Here is a 19,766-nt window from a genome sequence, read left to right as displayed (position 1 = left end):
CACCGTCAAACATTCGGCTCGTGGCGGTGGGCACGCTGCGCTTTGCCCACCCTACGGCATCTACGGCATTGGCGCCATCACACCCGGATCATGCGCTTGCCGCGGTTCTCGCCGGCGAGCAGGCCGATCAGTGCTGCCGGCGCGTTCTGAAGCCCGTCGATCACGTCCTCCTGCACTTTCAGCTTGCCCGACGCTACCCAGGACTGCAGGTCGGCGAGCGCAGCGTCGCGCTGGTCCATGAAGTCCATCACGATGAAGCCCTGCATGATCAGCCGCTTCACGACGATCAATCCGGGCACGCCGCGCGGGCCGTGGGCGGAAGGGACGCCGTCATATTGTGAGATCGCGCCGCAGCAGGCGATGCGGCCACGGTTGTTCATCTGCGGCAGGCAGGCCTCGAGAATGTCGCCGCCGACATTGTCGAAATAGACGTCGATGCCGTCAGGCGCGGCCGCCCGCAGCGCCTTGTAGGTGCCGCCGTCCTTGTAGTCGACCGCGGCGTCGAAGCCGAGCTCGCTGGTCAGCCAGTGGCACTTGTCCCTGCCGCCGGCGATGCCGACGACTCGGCAGCCCTTGATTTTTGCAATTTGTCCGACGATCGAACCCACCGAGCCGGCGGCGGCCGACACCACCACGGTCTCGCCTTCCTTGGGTTTGCCGACATGGAGCAGGCCGAAATAGGCGGTGAGGCCGGCGATCCCGTAGACGCTGAGCAGATGCGTCATCGGCTCGAGCTTCGGCATCTTGTTCAGATGCTTGGCCGGCACTGCGGCATAGTCCTGCCAGCCGGTGTCGCCGAACACGATATCGCCTGGCGCAAGACCCGCTGCCTTCGACACCACCACTTCGGCGATGCCGCCACCGGACATCACCGTGTTGGCCTCGACCGCGGCGCGGTAGGTGGCGCCATGCATCCAGGCGCGGTTGGCGGCGTCGAGCGAGAGATAGCGCAGCCGCAGCAAGGCCTCGCCGTCCTTCGGCTCGGGGACACTGCCGTTGACCATCCTGAAATGCTCAGGTCCCAGCTTCCCGGTCGGCTTCTCCACCAGCAGGATCTGACGATTGTTGGCCTCGCTCATGGTGTCCTCCCTTTGGTCAATCCCGAAGCAATTGCGTGCTCGTTGCGCGACCGATTGCACAGATTGTGCGCTGCCCGCGACGCTAGTCCTCACGTGTCTATTCTACAACTGGAACATGCTTCGCCGCGCTCGTAATGACGGGCAGAGAGCAGCGCACTCCAACTTCTCCCCTCACCCTGAGGAGGCCGCCAACGGGTCCGCGCGAAGCGCGGCCCGATGACAGGCTCCGCGGCCGTCTCGAAGAGCGAGGCCACCGGCGGGGCCTCATGGTTCTCCGAGCGATGCGCAGCATCGTCTCGAGACGCGCGTTCCGCGCTCCTCACCATGAGGGTCTCACAGCGTCGCTGCCTCATTACGCAAACACCTTATCCAGCGCCGCTTCATACGCGGCATACACCAATTCCGGGTGCGAGCGGCTCAGCGCCTCCATCTTCACGCCGGCGTTGACTTCGAGGATTTGCCAGGCGCCGTCGGTGCGCACGACGTCGATCGAGCCGAAGCGGATGCCGATCGCGCTCGCGGCCTTGATTGCGATCTCGATGCAGGCGCAGCGGTCCTCGCCCTCCTTCAGCAGCACCGGCCGCGCCCCGGAATCGAGATTGTGGCGCCAGTTGAGGATGCGCCGCTCGCCCGCCGGGACGATCGCGTCGAGTTCGGCCCGCTTGAACTCGGCGGTCAGGCCGGGCAGCAGCACCGTCGATCGCCGCTCGGCCGGTGTTGTCGCGAGCGCAAGCTCGAGCAGCGAATGCCTGCCGTCGCCGATCACGAACGGCCGCTCCTTGCTGTAGACGACGACCGGGAGATCATCGACCAGCACGACGCGGACCTCCTCCTCGATCCCGACATAGGGCGAGATGGCGAGGCTTGGATAGGCCGCGAGGATCCTGCCGGCCGCGTTCTCGAGCGCACGCTTGGTCGTGACCCGGAAGACGTCGTCGCCCGACGTTCCCTCGTTCGGCTTGACGACGAGTCCCCGGGGGGTCTCGGCCAGCAGGCGCAGCATCGTTTCCCAGGAGCCGGACGCCGGCGCATAGGCCGCAAGCTTCGGTCCCAGGAACAGGCTGTGGGGGATGCAGGGCACGCCGGAACATTGCAAGACGTCGGCGGTCGCCGCCTTGTCGTTGGCGATCTGGTGCGCGACCGCGCTGTTCAGCCCGACGTCATAGGCGAAGGCGAGGTGCCGCCGCTCGCCACGCCGCATGACGATCAGCCAGCCCTCGGACCTCACCTCGACCGTAATGTTACGGGCGAGGCAATATTTCGTGACCGCGTCGACAAAGATCCGCTGGCTGCTTGGGATCGCCAAGTCGATTTTCCTCTCTCAATGGCACGTCGTGGAATTAATTGCTCGATCGGCATCATTTCCAGCAAGTTAATTGCGCCGCGCCGGAAACCTTAACAACGATGTTTTGAATCATTCTGCGAAATCAATCGACAGCCATGCCGAGTTCGCAATTGCACAATGGACGAATTCCATTATGTGTGTCAGCGGCGCGACGGGCAGGCGGGCTTCCCCTTGATGTCAGTCACTTTCGTGCGGTCGAGCAGCCGCTGCTCGACCTCGTTTATGTAAGGTCAATCGGAAAAACCAGACACATGAGCGCGTTCTATCGAGAGAAGGTACTTTCTGTTCGTCACTGGACCGATACGCTTTTCAGCTTCCGAGCCACCCGCGATACCGGCTTCCGCTTCCAGAACGGCCAGTTCGCCATGATCGGTCTCGAGATCGATGGCCGGCCGCTGCTGCGCGCCTATTCGATGGCGAGCGCCAATCACGAGGAAGAGCTCGAGTTCTTCTCGATCAAGGTTCAGGACGGTCCGCTGACCTCCAGGCTGCAGAAGATCCGGGAAGGCGACATCATCCTGGTCGGCCGCAAGGCGACCGGCACGCTGATCACCGACAATCTCATCCCCGGCAAGCGGCTGCTGCTGCTGTCGACCGGCACCGGACTCGCGCCCTTTGCGAGCCTGATCAAGGACCCCGAGGTCTACGACCGCTACGAGAGCATCGTGCTGGTCCATGGCTGCCGCCAGGTGGCCGAGCTCGCCTATGGCGAGGACCTGGTCGCCAATTTGCGCGACGACGAATTGTTCGGTCCGCTGCTCGCCGAGAAGCTGCTCTATTATCCGACCGTGACGCGCGAACCCTTCCGCAATCGCGGCCGCATCACCGACCTGATTACGTCAAACCAGCTCTTCAACGATATCCAGCAGGCGCCGCTCGATATAGAAACCGACCGCATCATGATGTGCGGCAGCCCGGCGATGCTGGAAGACCTGCGCAAGCTGTTCGAGACCCGCGGCTTCACCGAAGGCAGCCACAGCGCGCCCGGCCATTTCGTGATCGAAAAGGCCTTCGTCGAGCGCTGATCGGCTTCGAGTTTTAAGCCAACTCTCTTCGCCGTCATTCCGGGGCGCGCGCAGCGCGAACCCGGAATCCATTCCTCCGCCAGCGTTTGCGGCCCGATGGATTCCGGGCTCGATGCTTCGCATCGCCCCGGAATGACGGCGGGTGCCCCCTTCGTTGCGGCGCAATACACTACCCCGGATCGTGTAGCGTCGGTGTCACATCCGTGAACCCGAAAGCCGATTATACCGTATGGCGGATGGCGCGGGATGGACTAGGCTCTCCGCCCGCCAATCCGGCAGGATCCGCTGAGGGGTTTCATGGAAACGCTGCTGCTTCCGTTTTCGCCGCGCTTCATCGTGCTCACGATTTGCTCGGTCGTCACTGCGCTCTTGCTCGTGCTCGGCATCTTCGACCGGAAGCTCATCGACGTCATCCTGGTGCCCTTGCTGATCTTCGGCGCGCTGACGCTGCTTGGCGTCCGCGACCTCATGCAGAAGAATCACGCGGTGCTGCGCAACTATCCGATCTCGGCGCATTTGCGCTTCCTGCTCGAAGAGATCCGCCCCGAGATGCGGCAGTATTTCTTCGAGAGCGAGAAGGACGGCATGCCGTTTTCCCGCGATACCCGCGCCGTGGTCTATCAGCGCGCCAAGATGGTGCTCGACAAGCGGCCGTTCGGCACCCAGGAGGACGTCTACCGCGAGGGCTACGAGTGGATGCACCATTCGGTGGCGCCAAAACCCTATTCGAAAGAGAAATTCCGCATCACCATCGGCGGTCCCGATTGCACCAGGCCTTATTCCGCCTCGGTCTTCAACATCTCCGCGATGAGCTTCGGCGCGCTGAGCCCGAACGCGGTGCGCGCGCTGAACGCCGGCGCCAGGAAGGGCGGCTTCGCGCATGACACCGGCGAAGGCGGCGTCAGCCCCTATCACCGCGAGAAGGGCGGCGACATCATCTGGGAAATCGGCTCCGGCTATTTCGGCTGCCGCAATCGCGACGGCACGTTCAATCCGGACGAGTTCGCGCGCGTCGCCGCCGACGAGCAGATCAAGATGGTCGAGCTCAAGATCAGCCAGGGCGCCAAGCCCGGCCATGGCGGCGTATTGCCGGCGGCGAAAGTCTCGGAAGAGATCGCCAAGATCAGGGGCGTTCCCTTAGGCGAAGACTGCATTTCGCCGTCGTCGCACAAGGCGTTCTCGACTCCGCTCGAGATGATGGCGTTCATCGGCGAGATGCGCAGGCTCTCCGGTGGCAAGCCCGCCGGCTTCAAGCTGTGCATCGGCCATCCCTGGGAGTTCCTCGCGATCTGCAAGGCGATGCTCGAGAGCGGGATCTATCCCGACTTCATCGTGATCGACGGCAATGAGGGCGGCACTGGTGCTGCGCCGCTCGAATTCATGGACCATCTCGGCATGCCGATGCGCGAGGGCGTCAATTTCGCCCACAACGCGCTGGTCGGCATTAACGCGCGCAGCCGCATCAAGATTGGTGCGTCCGGCAAGATCGCAACCGCCTTCGACATGGCGCGCGCGATGTCGATCGGCGCCGACTGGTGCAATTCGGCGCGCGGCTTCATGTTTGCGCTCGGCTGTATCCAGTCGTTGAGCTGTCACACCGACCGCTGTCCGACCGGCGTGACCTCGCAGGACCCGATCCGCAACCGCGCCCTCTATGTGCCCGACAAGATCGATCGCGTCTGCAGTTATCACCACGCGACGCTGCATGCGCTGGCGGAGTTGCTCGCCGCCGCCGGCCTCGAGCATCCGCAGGAGCTGCGGCCGATCCATTTCACGCAGCGGACGTCGACCACGGAAGTCCGTACCTTTGCCGAACTCTATCCCACGCTGCGCCCGGGCGAATTGCTCGAAGGCACCCAGGACCGCCGCTTCCGCGACGCCTGGGCCATGGCCCGCGCCGATTCATTCCAGCCGGCGGGGTAGCACTTCTCTCCACCTCTCCCGCTTGCGGGGGAGGTCGGCGCGCAGCGCCGGGTGGGGGCTCTCTCCACACGGACGGTCCCATCGTGGAAGCACCCCCACCCCGACCCTCCCCCGCTGCGCGGGAGAGGGAGCCGTGCTAATGCGGGTTCTCCAGGCTGAACGTCTCCGACTGTTCGTCATAGGCGAACAGCTCGGCGTAGCGTCCCCATGAGACGATGGTCTTCAGGGTCTCGTCCGCATAGTCCTCGGACATGTAGTCCTCGAGCTCGTTACGGAATCGCGCGGCGGGCGCGGTGTGGGACGGGCGCTCGTCGAGCACGCGGCGGATCAGGCCTATCACCGGCACGTAATTGATCAGATGCTCGGCGAACAGTTTCTTGCGCGCGTCGGTTTCGAGATTGGCAAAGCGCAGGCCGGCTTCCGTCAGCACCAGGTCGCCTTCGCTTAAGCGCGCGAAACGCAAGAGCTGCAGCGACTCGCCGAGATGCAGGATCTCGTCCGTCTCCATTTGCAGGCTGCCGGCGAGAACCGGCAGGTCGGCGTGGCCGTGATAGGGCGGTCCTGCCAGCGTCTCGATCAGGCCGGACAGTTCGTTGGACGAGACATGACCAAGCGCCATGCCGACGCCTGCGCCGGACACCGCCTCGGTCGTCGTGGTCGACTTGGCCTCGGCCCGCTGCGTCATGCGCCCATAAATGCTGTCGACGAGCTGCCGGAACGCCGGATCGAGCCGGTTGCGCGGATGCGGGAAATCGACCTTGATCTCTGTCGCCACCCTGCCCGGGTTGGACGAGAACACGAGAATGCGGTCGCACATCAGCACCGCCTCCTCGATATTATGCGTCACCATCAGCACCGATTTGATCGGCAGGCGGCCTTCGGTCCAGAGATCGATCAGGTCGGTGCGCAGCGTTTCCGCGGTCAGGACGTCGAGCGCCGAGAACGGCTCGTCCATCAGCAAGAGGTCCGGATGCACCACCAGGGCACGCGCGAAGCCGACGCGCTGGCGCATGCCGCCGGACAATTCCTTGGGGTAGGCGGATTCGAAGCCGTCGAGGCCGATCAGGTCGATCGCGGCCAGCGCGCGGGTGCGCCGCTCGGCGGCATCGATGCCGAGCGCTTCGAGCCCGAGCTCGACGTTCTGCAGAACCGTGAGCCAGGGAAACAGCGCGAACGACTGGAACACCATCGCGACGCCGTTTGGCGGACCCGCGATCCTCTTGCCGCGGCAGACCGCCTCGCCCGAGGAGGGATCGACAAGGCCGGCGATGATACGGAGCAGCGTCGATTTGCCCGAGCCGGAGCGGCCAAGCAGGCCGACGATCTCGCCGGCGCGGATGGTCAGGTCGACGTTTTCGAGCACCAGCAGGTTGTCGCCGCTGCCCTTGGGAAACGAGCGGCAGACGCCGCGGATGTCGATGAGGTTGGGCTCAGCGGATTGTTCGAGCATGGCGGCTCCTCATCACCGAGGCGAAGGTGGCAGGACAACGTTCTTTAAACCGATCGTCCGCGCCGTCCTTTCGTGGGAGCGCGATCTTCCCTGAGAAGATAGGCCCTAGAATTCCCCATGCAGCCTTCCCGAGAAGATGTGCACCGGACCACGGTCGGCGTTATAGGCCGGGTTTGTGATGAACTGATAGTCCGCCGTCAAGGTGACCTGCTTGGTCAGGGCGTAGGCGTAATAGGCTTCGAGGATGCGCTCGCGGCGGTAGTTCAGCGCGCCGTCGCCGATCAGAATGCCGAGGCCGCCGGCGGCGATGAAATCGCGGTGGTCGTTTGACAGCGAATTGATCGCGCCGCCGATGCCGATGACGTCATCCGGCCGGCCCCATTTGGTACCCTTGATCGAGGCGCCCATCGACAGCGAGGCATCGATGTCGGTGAAGGCCATGATCTCGGTCTTGCCGTTATTCCAGCTCCAGCGGCCGAACAGGCCAAGGTCGTCGGAGAGCGCCTGTTCGAGATTGATGACATAGCCGTATTTGATGCGGCCGGCGCGGGTCAGCGCAATGTCGAGATTGAGGGCCGGATTGTCCAGCGTCTCGCGATAGCTGCCGGAGAAGGCGCTGTTCAGCCAGGCGATCGTGCGTATCTTGCCCGGCAGCGAGAACAGCGAATAGCGCCCCTCGTATTCGAGCACGTAAGTTCCGCGCTCGAACACGTTGGTGTCGAAGCTGTTGGCGTTCGATACCGACTGCATCAGGAAATATCCGCCGCGCAGCGCCCATCGCTTCTGATTGAGCTCGGCGGTGACGCCATAGGTCAGGCCGACCTTGTCGGCGGAATAGTCGAACGCGCCCGGCGCCCACATCGCCCAGTTGATGAAATCCCTGCGCGTGTCCTTGGCGTAGGCGTTGCCGTCGAACACGTCGAGCACGGCGAATTTGCCGGCCTGCAGCGTCAGTCTCGATACGTCGACCTTGCCGCCGAGCTGGGTCGGCCCGCTCGGCAATTCCTCCTGCTCGCCGCCGAAGCCGAAGGTCTGGCGCACGAACAAGCGCGAGGTGTTGTAATGCGGGTAGGGGAAATTCGACTTCTGCGCTTCGCCGCTGGAAAAGCCGCCGAGGCCGACGGTATCGTTCAAGCCGAAGCCCTGCAGCAGCTCGGGATTGTAATAGACCTCGCCGCCTTCCCAGAGCCGCGCATTCAGGAACAGGCTGTTGCTCCAGGTCGCCTGCGCCTGCCGCGCCGGCGTCAGGCTGTTTGTGCCGCTGTAGGGCGCCTGGAACGCCGGATAGCCCTGCGGCAGGTAGGTGGTCTGGCCGTGGATCTCCCAGCGATCGGATTCGGGATCGGTGATATCCGTCTTCGGTGTCAGGCCCGGGGCGCCCGGCCAATCGATCTTGCGGTTGAGGCCGATGCGCACCGACTGGAAGTCGAGGCTGGAGGAATACCGCGTCCCCGACGGCAGCAACTGGATGTTGGCGCTGTCGAACCGGCTGTAGAGATATTCGAGCCGCGCGGTCCAGTGCGGCGCGAAGGCATATTCGAAGCCCGCGCCGGCAGCCCAGCCAAGGCGGACATGGATCTCCTTCTCCTCCTCGCCGATCGCCGTAGACGTGTTGAGGAAGCGCCCGCCGGCATAGGCGAAGCCGCCGGTCACATAAGCGAGCCACGGGCCGCTCGCATAGCCGAGGCGGCCGCGGATCGTGCCGACATAGTCCCATTGCTCGACGAAGTCGGAGCGCGGCGTTGCGAGCGACGTTACTACTGAATTCGAGGGCAGATAGTTCGGAAAGGTCAGATCGCCTTCGACGCCAAGCAGCAGGCCCGAGGGCAGATGAACATTGTAGCCGGCCTGCACGCCGCCGATCATGCCGCTCACCCTGCTGCTGGCGGTGGTGACGAGGGGATCGGCCAGCGCTGCATTCGAGGAGCCGAAACCGTAGCCGGCATGTGCGCCGACGTAGAGCCCGGTCCAGTCGAACAGCGGCTGTGCGTAGGGCGCCTTGACCGGTGGTTTGATATCGGCCGCCACCGCCGGGCTACTCAGGGCAAACGTCGCGACCGCGACGCCGCCAAGAAACTGCTCAAGGGATCGGCCGCGGCGGGGCATGGCGGAGATATTTCCAAACTGGACGTCGCGACGGTTCGGCGTGCCCGTTCCCGGAGCGCCGCTACGACGCCATCCCCAACACGAAATCATCACGCCGCCTCTGCCCCGGTCGCATGTCCTGATTCCCCGCGCTCGCGCCAGATCGGGGAAGCCACACTGTACCGCAATCCTTATTGCGAATAATTCGCAATAGCAAGTAGCGGCTGGTCGTTATCGCTGGATCGCATCGCTCAATGACAGTTTTGCAACAGGAGGCGCGATCACCATGTCGCAGCCCCCGACATGGATGACCCGCCCGGGGGACGACCGGGCGGGTCGGGTACGACACGGGGTGGATGAGGCGCCAGTGCCGGACGCACAATCCACGGTCGACGTGTTTTCGAGCGAAGCTTGTCCCGCATAGTGCGCGGGAAGGTTTATCGGTTCGCGTAGCAATCGAGTTTACGCAGATTGCGTAGACTTATCTGCGCAGAAAACGCGTCAACCAAAACCGCTCCGTCGATCGATCAGAAATTGCAGGTACGCACGCGGCCCATGTAGTTGCCGAACGCATCGTACTGGCGAACCCAGCCGCAGCGGCGATAGCCGTCGTAGTAATAGCCGTTGTTCGCGGCGATGGCGCTGCCGACAACCGCTGCGCCGACGAGGCCGGCACCGACGCCCCAGCCCCAGTGGTGATGGTGGAAGGGCTTGGCTTGCGCCTGCGTGGTCGAAGTCGCGATCGTGCCAGTGACAGCGAGCGTGGCGAGAGCGAGAGCAGCAATCTTGGTCTTGATCGACATGGATAACTCCATCCTGTTGAAGGCGGTGCCGGGATGGCCCGCACGCACCGTTGGACGGAGCCTCCGCGATTCCGGTTCGAAGCAGAGGAGGGAGGCGGTGGTCGTCGATTATTCGGCTGTCAGAACAGCGGCTTAGTGGATAAGCGCGGCCCGCTCGCGAGCTTGTTCACGTCGAAGTTATCGACATCGGCAAGCAGCTCGCAGAATGCGCGTGCGCCGTGATCGAGCAGGCGCTCGCCCTTCTCCGCAGTAGCCTGCGTCGCATCGCCGACTGCGCCGCTTGCATGCAGGTCCTGCGTCTGCCAGGCGAACGGCGCGGGCCGTTGCGTCGACAACCAGCGGTGATCCTTTTCGATCGTGATGCTGGCGGGACGAAAATCCGCGATCGCGTCCATGCGTACCGTCTGCGGATAGCGCGCCAGCATGATCGAGGTCTCGACCGCGCCACCGTGAATGCCGTGGCGCACTTCCTCAGGCGCAAACAGCTTTTCCGCCGCGCTCAGCCGCGACCAGCTTGTAGTGACCACCAGCATGGCGTGTTGCGCGCGCAGATCCTGCGCGACCAGGCTCATCGCGGCGCTGTTTCCGCCATGGCTCGTGACCATCACGAGCTTCTTGACGCCCGCACGCGCGACGCTCTCGCCGAGCGCCATCCACGTCTTCAATGCGACATCGGTCGGCAGCGTCAGCGTACCCGGAAAATCGACATGCTCGGTGGAAATACCGACCGGTTGCAGCGGCAGGAAGGTGGCGGGGAGGCTCACGGGCAACAGCTCGTGCACAAGCGCCAGATAGGCTTCGGCGATCATGATGTCGGTGCCGAGAGGCAGATGCGGGCCGTGCTGCTCAGTCGCCGCGAGCGGCAGCACCGCGATCCAGCGCGCCGGATCGGCGCCAGCGATCTCCGGCCAGCGGATTTCGCTCCAGTCTCGGGGTGGAACAGTGGACGTCATGCCAAACGTTTCTCTGCTCGATCATGATCCGATCGGACCGATCGGATCATGATTCATCTCTTTGTTTGAGCATGATCTCCGCGCAAACGCTTCGCGTCTGTCGCGAGGGAAAACCGGTTTCCACTTTTCCGGATCATGCTCTAAGCGTTCCTTTGCGCGAATTTGCGAGGTAATTTGCCGGCCCTGCCGCGGACGCATTCGGCGTCCATCACCCATCATGGGCCATAACAAGCGACGGAGTCCAACCATGAAGCGGGCCTTTTTGCTGCGAGCGTTAACTATAGCTGTTTTCGCCCTGGTCGCGGCCTTTGCGCCCGCAAACACCCAGACCCTGGACAAGGTTTCGTTCGGCACCAACTGGGTCGCTGAGGCCGAGCATGGCGGCTTCTTCCAGGCGGTGGCCGACGGCACCTATAAGAACTATGGCCTCGACGTCACCATCGTGCCCGGCGGTCCCAATAACAATAATCGCATCCTCCTGATCGCAGGCAAGATCGATTTCTTCATGAGCGCGAACTCGCTGCAGTCCTTCGATGCGGTCACCAACAACGTGCCGCTGGTCGCCGTCGCCGCGATGTTCCAGAAGGATCCGCAAGTGCTGCTGACCCATCCGGACGTCAAGGCGGCCAAGCTCGAGGATCTGAAGCCGCTGACGCTGCTCGTCTCCAAGGAGGGGATGACGACCTATTTCCAGTGGCTCAAATCCGAATACGGATTCAGCGAGAGCAAGGTCAAGCCGTACACCTTCAACCCGCAGCCCTTCATCGTGGACAAGAAAAGCGCGATGCAGGGCTATGTCACCTCGGAGCCGTTCGCGGTGGAGAAGGCAGCCAGCTTCAAGCCCGGCATCTTCCTGCTCGCCGATTACGGCTTCAACACCTATTCGACCCTGATCGAGACCCGCCGCGAACTGGTCGAGAAGAAGCCCGATCTCGTCCAGCGCTTCGTCGACGCCTCCATCATCGGCTGGTACAACTATCTCTATGGCGACAATGCCGCAGCGAACGCCATGATCAAGAAGCTCAATCCGGAAATGACCGACGAACTGCTCAGCTATTCCATCGACAAGATGAAGCAATACGGCATCGTCGATTCCGGCGACTCCCTGAAGAACGGCATCGGCGCCATGACCGACGAACGGATGGCGAGCTTCTTCGACAAGATGGTGCGGGCCGGCGTCGTTCGCTCCGATATCGACTTCCGCCAGGCCTATACGCTGCGCTTCGTCAACAAGGGCGTTGGGCTGAACCTGCGGCCGAAGAATTAAGCACGAAGATTGCTCTCGTGATGGCCGAGCAAGCCTCGAGCGAACTGGACGCCGGCTCTCCGCTCGCGGTGAGCCTGCGCGGGGTCACGAAAATTTATGACAGCGGCGTGGCGGCGCTCGGACCTGTTGACCTCGACGTCGAGCGGGGAGAATTCGTGTCGCTGGTCGGGCCGTCGGGCTGCGGCAAGTCCACCGCGCTGCGCTTGATCGCGGGGCTCGCCGCGCCGACCACCGGCACGGTCCGCGTCTCCCGCCTCGCGGCGGAGGTGCGCGGCCATCACCCGATCGGCTTCGTGTTCCAGGAGCCGACCCTGATGCCGTGGGCGAGCGTTCGCGAAAATGTCCGCCTGCCATTGAAGCTTGCGCATGCGCCGACCAGCGAGGCGGATGCGCGCATCGACGAGGCGTTGGCGCAGGTCGGGCTTGCCGAATTCGCGCGAGCGTATCCGCGCGAATTGTCCGGCGGCATGAAGATGCGGGTCTCATTGGCGCGGGCGCTGGTCACCGATCCCGATATTCTGCTGATGGACGAGCCGTTCGCGGCGCTGGACGAGATCACGCGTTTCCGCCTCAACAACGATCTGCTCGCGCTCTGGCGCAAGCTGCACAAGACCGTGATCTTCGTCACCCATTCGGTGTTCGAGTCGGTGTATCTTTCGCAGCGCGTGATCGTGATGACGGCGCGGCCGGGGCGGATCGGCGCGGAGTTTCGCATCAGCGCGAGCGAGCCGCGCGGCGAGGAATTCCGCACCTCCGCCGAATATGCCGGCTTCTGCCGCCAGGTTTCGGGCGCGCTGGCGCGCGGCCTATGCGGGACAGGCCGGCGCATGAAGTCCTCGCTGCATGCGGTCCGCCTGCTATTGCCGGTCGTCGTCTTCGCGGCCGCCATCCTGCTGTGGGAAGCGATCGTTCGCGTCAACCATATCCAGCCCTATGTGCTGCCGGGGCCGGTGGCGGTGTTCGAGACCCTGATCAGCGACTGGCCGGTGTTGTCGCAATCGCTGGGCGTTACGCTACTGACCACGTTGGAAGGCTTTGTGGCCGCCGCGATCGGCGGCATCGCGCTGGCGCTGTTGTTCAACCAGTCGAAATGGCTGGAATATTCGCTCTTCCCCTATGCGGTGATCCTGCAGGTCACGCCCGTGATCGCGATCGCGCCACTGCTTCTGATCTATCTGCAGCAACAGACCGCCGTGGTCGTCTGCGCCTGGATCGTTGCGTTCTTTCCGGTGCTGTCCAACACCACGCTCGGGCTCAATTCGGTCGACCGCAATCTTGCCGGGTTGTTCCAGCTCTACGGCGCGACACGGCTGCAGACGCTGTGTTTCCTGAAACTGCCGGCGGCGCTGCCGTTCATCCTCGGCGGATTGCGGATCGCGGGCGGTCTGTCGCTGATCGGCGCAGTCGTAGCCGAGATCGCGGCCGGTACCGCGGGCGCAGGCTCCGGCCTCGCCTTCCGCATCGCCGAGTCCGGCTATCGTCTCAACATTCCACGTATGTTCGCGGCGCTGTTCCTGCTCTCGGTCGCCGGGATTGTCATTTATGGGGTGCTGGCGCTAATTTCGCATCTGGTATTGCGGCGCTGGCACGAGAGCGCGCTTGGAAAGGAAAGCTGATGGCTGCAAGTATCTCTTCCGACAAGATCGACCTTTTGGTTTACGGGCCGATCCGTCCCATTCTGCAGAATGGCTTTCCCGACCAGTTCATCCGGCACACTGCCGAGAGCCGCGCCGATCTCGAGCGGTTGACGCCGGAAACCAAGGCCAAGATCCGTGGCATGGCCGTGACCTATCACACGGTATCGACCGACAAGGCGGTGCTGGCGCAATTCCCGAAGCTCGAGATCGCCTCGAGCTTCGGCGTCGGCTATGACCATGTCGATTCCGCTTATGCGCGTGAGCACAACATCGTCGTCACCAACACGCCCGACGTCCTGACCGAGGAGGTCGCCGACGTCGCCATGGGTCTCCTGATCGCCACCCTGCGCGAATTCGTCAAAGCCGACCGCTACGTGCGCTCCGGCCTCTGGCAGACGCAGAACTATCCCTTGAGCGTCGGCTCGCTGCGCGACCGCAAGGTCGGTATCGTCGGCATGGGGCGGATCGGGCAGGCGATCGGCCGCAGGCTCGAGGCTTCGCTTGTTCCCGTCGTCTATCATTCGCGCAGGCCCGCGGCCGGCGTGTCCTACCAGCACTATCCCGACCTGGTCGAGATGGCGAAGGCGGTGGATACGCTGGTGGTGATCGTGCCCGGCGGCGCCTCTACCGCAAAGATGATCAATGCCGACGTGTTGAAGGCGCTCGGCCCGCGCGGCGTCGTGATCAACGTCGCGCGAGGTTCCGTGGTGGACGAGCCGGCGCTGATTGCCGCGCTGAAATCGGGGACCATCCTGGCTGCCGGGCTCGACGTGTTCGCCGCCGAGCCGAACGTGCCGGACGAGCTGAAGTCGATGCAGAATGTCGTGCTGCTGCCACATGTCGGTTCGGCTTCCGTGGTAACACGAAATGCCATGGACCAGCTCGTGGTCGACAATCTCAAGAGCTGGTTCGCAGGCAAGCCGCCGCTCACGCCTGTCGCAGAGACTCCGGTAAAGGGACGTTGATCAGGGATCGTCGATGTCAGTCCGCCGTTTCAGCGTCGTGGCCGCAATGCTGCTTGCAATCGCCGGCGGCGTTGGACCTGCGTCGTCCCAGGATGCCGCGTCGCTGAAAAAGGAAATGATCGGGCAGTGGGAGCTTGCCACCACCGAGCGCAGCAAGACCTGCGTCGTCACGCTGAAGGGCGATACGACGGCGCAAGGCCTCAAGCTCGAGCTCGAGCCCTCCTGCCCGGCGGCGCTTCCCTTCACCAAGGACATCACCGCCTGGAACATCAAGGGCCTCGACATCGTGCGGCTGCAGAACGCGGCCGGCGAACCGGTGATCGATTTCACCGAGGTCGAGAGCGGTATCTTTGAAGGGCATCGGACCGGCGAAGGCGTCTACATCCTGCAAAACCTCGCCGCCGCCCGCTCGCTCGCCAAGTCGATGGACCAGATGATCGGCGACTGGTCGATGGTGCGCGGCAACGGACAGGCGATCTGCGGTCTGACGCTGACCAACACCGAGGCCGGCCAGGACAATTTCCAGCTCTTCCTGAAGCCGAAATGCGATCCGGCGGTAACGGCGTTTGCGCCGACGGTCTGGCGGCTCGATCACGGCCAGATGCTCCTGATGTCGCAGAAGGGCGAGACCTGGCAGTTCGAGGCCGACGACAACGCGCAGTGGCGCAAGGTCCCCGACAGCGCCGACCCCCTGATCATGCTGCGCGACCAGTAGTAGCGCCATTAAAGTAACGACGAGATCAGGTCGAACTGCATCCGCGATGGAAGCTGCGCTCCCTCTCCCGCTTGCGGGAGAGGGCTGGGGTGAGGGTGTTTCCGCGATGGGACTTTCTGCGGGGAGAGAGCCCCCACCCGGCGCTACGCGCCGACCTCCCCCGCAAGCGGGAGAGGTGAAATCAGAACCCGCCGCCCTCAGCCGATGGCCGCGGCCTCGTTGGCGGCGCGCTGCATGCTCGACGACATCTCGCCGGTGACGACGCTCTGCTCCTCGACCGCGGCGGCCGTCGACGTCACATATTCGCCCACCGCCTCGATCGACCGGCGGACCGTGCCGAGCGCAGTGACCACGTCGGCCGAGATGCCATTGAGCGAGTCGATTTCGACGCCGATCTTGTCGGTCGCCTGCTTGGCCTGGTTGGCGAGGTTCTTGACCTCGGCGGCGACAACCGCAAAGCCGCGGCCAGCCTCGCCGGCGCGCGCGGATTCGATGGTCGCGTTCAGCGCGAGCAGGTTGATCTGACCGGTGATGTCGCCGATCATCTGCAGGATGCCGCTCATCGAGGCGGCCGCGGCGGTCAGCCGCTGCGCCTGATGGTCGGCGGATTGCACATGGTCGGTGGCGGCCACGGCCGTTTCCTTCGACTTGACCATCGCCTCCGAGATCTCGCGCACCGAGGCATTCAATTCCTCGGCGCCGGCCGCGACCTGCTCCATCATGCCGCGGACGCGCTCGCTCTTCAGCCGCGCGATAACCTGGGCGGTAACGTCGGAGGCGTATTTGACGACTTTGAACGGCCTGCCGTTGAGATCCATGATCGGATTGTAGGAGGCCTGGATCCAGACGTCGCGCCCGCCGGCGCCGATGCGGCGAAATTCACCGGCCTGGTATTCGCCGCGATTCAGTGCGGCCCAGAACTCCCGATAGGCCGGCGTGTCACGCTCGGACGGATCGACGAACATGCTGTGATGGCGGCCCTGGATATCGTGCAGCGTATAGCCCAGCGTTTTCAGGAAATTCGCGTTCGCCGTTCTCACCGTGCCGTCCATCGCGAACTCGATCACGGCCTGCGACTTGTCGATGGCCGCGATCTGGCCGGCAAAGTCGGCATTGCGCAGCTTCTGCTCGGTCACATCGGTCGCGAATTTGACCACCTTGAACGGCTTGCCGTTCTCGTCGAACACCGGATTGTAGGACGCAAGAATCCAGACCTCCTTGCCGCCCTTGCCGATCCGCTTGAATTCGCCGGCCTCGAACTCGCCGCGGTTCAGCTTCTGCCAGAGCTCCCGATACTTTGGACTGTCGCGGAACGATGCCTCGACGAACATGCTGTGGCTCTTGCCCTGGATCTCGGCCAGCGAGTAGCCGAGAGCGCGCAGGAAATTCTCGTTGGCCGTGATGACGGTGCCGTCGAGATTGAATTCGATCACTGCCTGGACGCGGCCGATGGCCATGGTCTGCGCCCGGAAATCGAGGTTCTGCAGCCGGATCGACGCATCGAACCATTCGACGGCGAAGCCCGAGCGCTGCCCGTCGTCCGTGGCGAGCGGCGTAAACGTGAGATCGAAGGTGCGTCCGCCGAACCTGATGGTCTCCCGGTGCGGCGACTTCAACTGCCCCAGCACGTGGCGCTGATGGGCGGAATCCCTGTAAAACACCTCGATGCTGCCGCCGATCAGCTTGGCGACTGAAAAGCCCGGCAGCTCCTTGCGGATGTCGGCTTCTGCTTCAGTGAGCAGCCCGGTCACCGCGCGATTCATGTAAGTGATGGTCAGTGACGCATCCGCGACCATCAGGTTGGCGGTGATGACGTCAGCAGCAGTCCTGGCAATTTCACCGGCACGCGATTTCCGGTTTCCAAACATCTCTTAAGTTCCTGGGCTGGAGGCCAGGCGACGCAATTGTCGCGCTGGTATTTGCGACCGGCGAATCAATTCCAATACGATGCAAGAAGCCTCTCAGCATCGTGTGAACGGTCCCTTAAACATCGGGTTGCCGCCGACAAAATCGCCGAGATCCAATATTGCGTCGCGTCGAAGACATAAAACGACGTACCGATCGGCGCTTTCTTTCGAGTAAGTCTCCACTCGCCGTCACCTCTCCGTGTGACGGGGCGAGGAACACCGTTGGCGTGTGCGGCGTTGGCTGTTCATGTCTCGATCCGGCTTCGGACCAGGAGCGCGCAATGGCGACGACCGTGCTTGCAATCGGCATCGATCCCGCATTCGCGGATTTCAGCGCCTTTCCGCAGCTCACGCCGGAACTGATCAGGAACTATATCGACGGGCAGATCGCTCAGTTGCGCGACCATGGTTATGAGGCCGAGGCCTGCCTGGTCGATCTCGGCGATACCGCCGAGCAAGTGGTTGTCTCGGCGCTACAGTCGAATCGGTTCGACTGCATCGTCATCGGCGCGGGCCTGCGCGAGCCCGCTTCGCAATTGCTGCTGTTCGAGAAGATCCTCAACCTGGTCCACCGGCTGGCACCGGAGGCCTCGATCTGCTTCAACACCACGCCCGCCGATACGATGGATGCAGTGCGGCGCTGGGTCGCGCCGTGAGACGCATTAGACGCGATCCGCGCCGCGAGCCGAGGCCTCGATCAAGCCCTTCTTGATTGCAGCGTCCTCGTTGCTGAAGATCGCCATCGCCGTGAGCATCCACCGGAAGCCGAGCTTTTCGTAAAGTCCCTCGGTCCCGGGATTGGCGTACAGGATGATCTTCCTGTGGCCGCGCGACAGATCCCGCAGTCGGGTGGCGATCTCCTTGCCGAGGCCTCGCCCCTGAAAACGCGGGTGAACCGCGATGTCGCAGATGTAGGAGCAATCGACACCATCAGCGACAGCACGTCCCGCACCGGCGAGGATGCCTTCCTCGAACGCGAAGCATTTGTACATGCTGTTTCCGAAGGCGCGCTTCAGGTCCTCCGGTTTCTTGTCACCGAGCGGAGCGACGCGATAGAGCTCCGACAGCACGCTCCAGTCGATCCGGTCCTGATCGGACGTCCATTCCATGTTGCCGCTCCTTTTCGGATCATGCGTTGAATCAGCCGCATCCCCTTCAAGACCTGACCAATTTCCCTATCACTCGAACAGGCGAAGCTGTTTGACAACATAGACGTTAGGCTTCTTCCGCTTTTCCAGAACACCTTCATCGACAAAGCGCTTCAACCACATCTTGGCTTGTGCGGTTGAGATATTCAAAGCTGCGGCGATCTCGATGTCCTTCATGGGTGTAACCAGAAGCTGTTGAAATGCCTCACGCGCAGCGGCTAACAATGCGTCGGTTGGCTCGTTCGGCGCCTGCACTAATGTTTCGCGGCTTGCCGGACGTCCCTCCAGCTCACCTCCTTTTGGCGGGATGTGCGTATCGGAGGGCTCTGCTATGCCAGAGTCCTCATGGACAGCGAAGACCGGCAGCGGCGATTCCGCTGCGGGTCTCGGTCCGGATTGCATGTCAGGTTCAATTTCCGACGTCGTCTTGGAAACGGTTTCTACTGGCGGATCAATTGAAAGTAGATCAGGCGCGGCCTGAACAGTCCCCGACGTGGCAGCGGTAAACACTTCCTTGAGTTCGTCCGCGTCCCACGGGTCCGGCCACGCAACAGCGCCTTTTCTGCGCAGGGCCTCGATGCCCGCAGAGGTTTCCCCGGTGGATCGTACGTAGACTGGGACCAAATGCAGCTTATCTAGCTGTTCGGTTGCGCCAGCCCAGGTACCACCTTTGTTGAAATCAGAGTTCACTACCAGCGCGACCTCGGCCAAGGCGTAGATCAACCTGTTGCGCCGCATGGCATTGCCGACATTAAACCCAGCGCTGGGATCATAGGATGATATCAGCACCAATTGCCCATTGATGAGCACATTGCGGTTCTCGCGGTTCATCGCGCTCTTTTCGAGACTGTCAGCTAGAACACCGATCGCTTTACCGCCTTGTTCTAGTGCGCCGAGCATCGCTGCTTGATCAATTCCACGCGCTCCGCCAGAGATGATGGTCTTGCCGGCATTGGCGGCTAGTCGACCGACGTTCTTCGTGTAGGCAATCAACGTATCGTCTACATCGCGAGATCCAACAACGGCGAGGCCGCCGGATTCCAGAAGGCTTATGTCGCCGCACCCGTACAGCACTGCCGGAGCGTCTTCTCTCAGTTGTGTTTTTAGGCGCTGAGGATAGTTAGCATCCGCTCGACTAACCACCCAGATCGCCCTGGACTGCCAGCGCTCGACGACTTGGCTCAACAGAAAACCCCGCCCCAATAAACGCTGCAGACGAGTTTCGTCAACGACAGGCCGACAGTCATGAATCAAGTCTGCGGCACCTGGAGACAAGAGGTCTGCTGGCTGGCGCTGTATTTCGCGCAAGCGGCGGACAAGGTGCTTGTACTCACCGGGCGATAGCAGGTCCGATGAGGAATTACCGCGTCCAGCGATCAAGGGAGCGGTCACCAACAGGATCGCTTGTGTGTTTGCTGATAACGTCAGCGTCATGAGTCATGTCCTGCCAATGAAAGCGCTAGT

The 19,766-nt window shown here is 62.9% G+C and carries 16 protein-coding genes and 1 pseudogene; 8 read left to right on the top strand and 9 right to left on the bottom strand.

Translation table 11 applies throughout. The features are described 5' to 3' along the window. Positions 1–77 precede the first annotated feature (77 nt). Positions 78–1,079 (bottom strand): NADP-dependent oxidoreductase, encoded by a 1,002-nt coding sequence (locus tag ACVJGD_RS27555; RefSeq protein ID WP_456637183.1) that lies wholly within the window; start codon positions 1,077–1,079, stop codon positions 78–80. 352 nt (positions 1,080–1,431) lie between these two features. Further along, positions 1,432–2,385 (bottom strand): ATP-grasp domain-containing protein, encoded by a 954-nt coding sequence (locus ACVJGD_RS27550; protein WP_456637182.1) that lies wholly within the window; start codon positions 2,383–2,385, stop codon positions 1,432–1,434. A gap of 290 nt (positions 2,386–2,675) precedes the next feature. On the opposite strand from ACVJGD_RS27550, the gene ACVJGD_RS27545 reads away from it, so the two are divergent. Together ACVJGD_RS27545 and ACVJGD_RS27540 are read left to right on the top strand one after the other, a co-directional pair. Then, on the top strand, positions 2,676–3,449 hold the full coding sequence (locus tag ACVJGD_RS27545) for a ferredoxin--NADP reductase (RefSeq protein ID WP_456637181.1): 774 nt from the start codon (positions 2,676–2,678) through the stop codon (positions 3,447–3,449). 297 nt (positions 3,450–3,746) lie between these two features. Then, complete coding sequence (locus ACVJGD_RS27540) at positions 3,747–5,372, top strand: FMN-binding glutamate synthase family protein (protein WP_456637180.1); 1,626 nt, start codon at positions 3,747–3,749, stop codon at positions 5,370–5,372. A 136-nt stretch (positions 5,373–5,508) separates the two neighbouring features. Here the strand turns inward: ACVJGD_RS27540 and ACVJGD_RS27535 are convergent, their stop codons facing one another. The 4 genes from ACVJGD_RS27535 to ACVJGD_RS27520 all read right to left on the bottom strand — a co-directional run bounded on the left by ACVJGD_RS27535 (position 5,509) and on the right by ACVJGD_RS27520 (position 10,663). After that, entirely contained in the window at positions 5,509–6,822 is a 1,314-nt protein-coding gene (locus ACVJGD_RS27535) for an ABC transporter ATP-binding protein (RefSeq protein WP_456637179.1), read from the bottom strand. Between the two features lie 105 nt (positions 6,823–6,927). Beyond that, on the bottom strand, positions 6,928–8,928 hold the full coding sequence (locus tag ACVJGD_RS27530) for a carbohydrate porin (protein WP_456637178.1): 2,001 nt from the start codon (positions 8,926–8,928) through the stop codon (positions 6,928–6,930). A gap of 506 nt (positions 8,929–9,434) precedes the next feature. After that, positions 9,435–9,710: a hypothetical protein gene (locus ACVJGD_RS27525; protein ID WP_456637177.1), complete on the bottom strand. Its 276-nt coding sequence runs from the start codon at positions 9,708–9,710 to the stop codon at positions 9,435–9,437. Between the two features lie 119 nt (positions 9,711–9,829). After that, positions 9,830–10,663: a creatininase family protein gene (locus ACVJGD_RS27520; RefSeq protein WP_456637176.1), complete on the bottom strand. Its 834-nt coding sequence runs from the start codon at positions 10,661–10,663 to the stop codon at positions 9,830–9,832. A 247-nt stretch (positions 10,664–10,910) separates the two neighbouring features. On the opposite strand from ACVJGD_RS27520, the gene ACVJGD_RS27515 reads away from it, so the two are divergent. The 5 genes and pseudogenes from ACVJGD_RS27515 to ACVJGD_RS27495 all read left to right on the top strand — a co-directional run bounded on the left by ACVJGD_RS27515 (position 10,911) and on the right by ACVJGD_RS27495 (position 15,247). Beyond that, positions 10,911–11,930: an ABC transporter substrate-binding protein gene (locus tag ACVJGD_RS27515; RefSeq protein WP_456637175.1), complete on the top strand. Its 1,020-nt coding sequence runs from the start codon at positions 10,911–10,913 to the stop codon at positions 11,928–11,930. 20 nt (positions 11,931–11,950) lie between these two features. Next, positions 11,951–12,745 (top strand): annotated as a pseudogene (locus ACVJGD_RS27510) (ABC transporter ATP-binding protein); the annotation flags it as partial. A 12-nt stretch (positions 12,746–12,757) separates the two neighbouring features. Further along, positions 12,758–13,546 (top strand): ABC transporter permease, encoded by a 789-nt coding sequence (locus tag ACVJGD_RS27505; RefSeq protein WP_456640393.1) that lies wholly within the window; start codon positions 12,758–12,760, stop codon positions 13,544–13,546. Next, positions 13,543–14,532, top strand: coding sequence for a 2-hydroxyacid dehydrogenase (locus ACVJGD_RS27500; protein ID WP_456640392.1), 990 nt, complete (start codon positions 13,543–13,545; stop codon positions 14,530–14,532). The genes ACVJGD_RS27505 and ACVJGD_RS27500 overlap by 4 nt, the downstream gene beginning before the upstream one ends. Positions 14,533–14,545: 13 nt before the next feature. Next, a complete protein-coding gene (locus ACVJGD_RS27495) occupies positions 14,546–15,247 on the top strand; it encodes an AprI/Inh family metalloprotease inhibitor (RefSeq protein ID WP_456637174.1) in 702 nt (233 codons plus the stop codon). 197 nt (positions 15,248–15,444) lie between these two features. Here ACVJGD_RS27495 and ACVJGD_RS27490 read toward each other — a convergent pair whose 3' ends face one another. Beyond that, entirely contained in the window at positions 15,445–17,115 is a 1,671-nt protein-coding gene (locus ACVJGD_RS27490) for a PAS domain-containing protein (protein ID WP_456637173.1), read from the bottom strand. Positions 17,116–17,435: 320 nt separating this feature from the next. On the opposite strand from ACVJGD_RS27490, the gene ACVJGD_RS27485 reads away from it, so the two are divergent. After that, complete coding sequence (locus ACVJGD_RS27485; RefSeq protein ID WP_456637172.1) at positions 17,436–17,810, top strand: hypothetical protein; 375 nt, start codon at positions 17,436–17,438, stop codon at positions 17,808–17,810. A gap of 6 nt (positions 17,811–17,816) precedes the next feature. Here the strand turns inward: ACVJGD_RS27485 and ACVJGD_RS27480 are convergent, their stop codons facing one another. Beyond that, positions 17,817–18,263: a GNAT family N-acetyltransferase gene (locus ACVJGD_RS27480; RefSeq protein ID WP_456637171.1), complete on the bottom strand. Its 447-nt coding sequence runs from the start codon at positions 18,261–18,263 to the stop codon at positions 17,817–17,819. Positions 18,264–18,332: 69 nt separating this feature from the next. Beyond that, positions 18,333–19,736, bottom strand: coding sequence for a DNA-processing protein DprA (locus ACVJGD_RS27475; RefSeq protein ID WP_456637170.1), 1,404 nt, complete (start codon positions 19,734–19,736; stop codon positions 18,333–18,335). Positions 19,737–19,766 lie beyond the last annotated feature (30 nt).

This window comes from Bradyrhizobium sp. USDA 10063 (genome assembly GCF_054063735.1).
The sequence above is the reverse complement of the archived record's forward strand: the minus strand, read 5'-3'. Positions and strand labels throughout refer to the sequence as shown.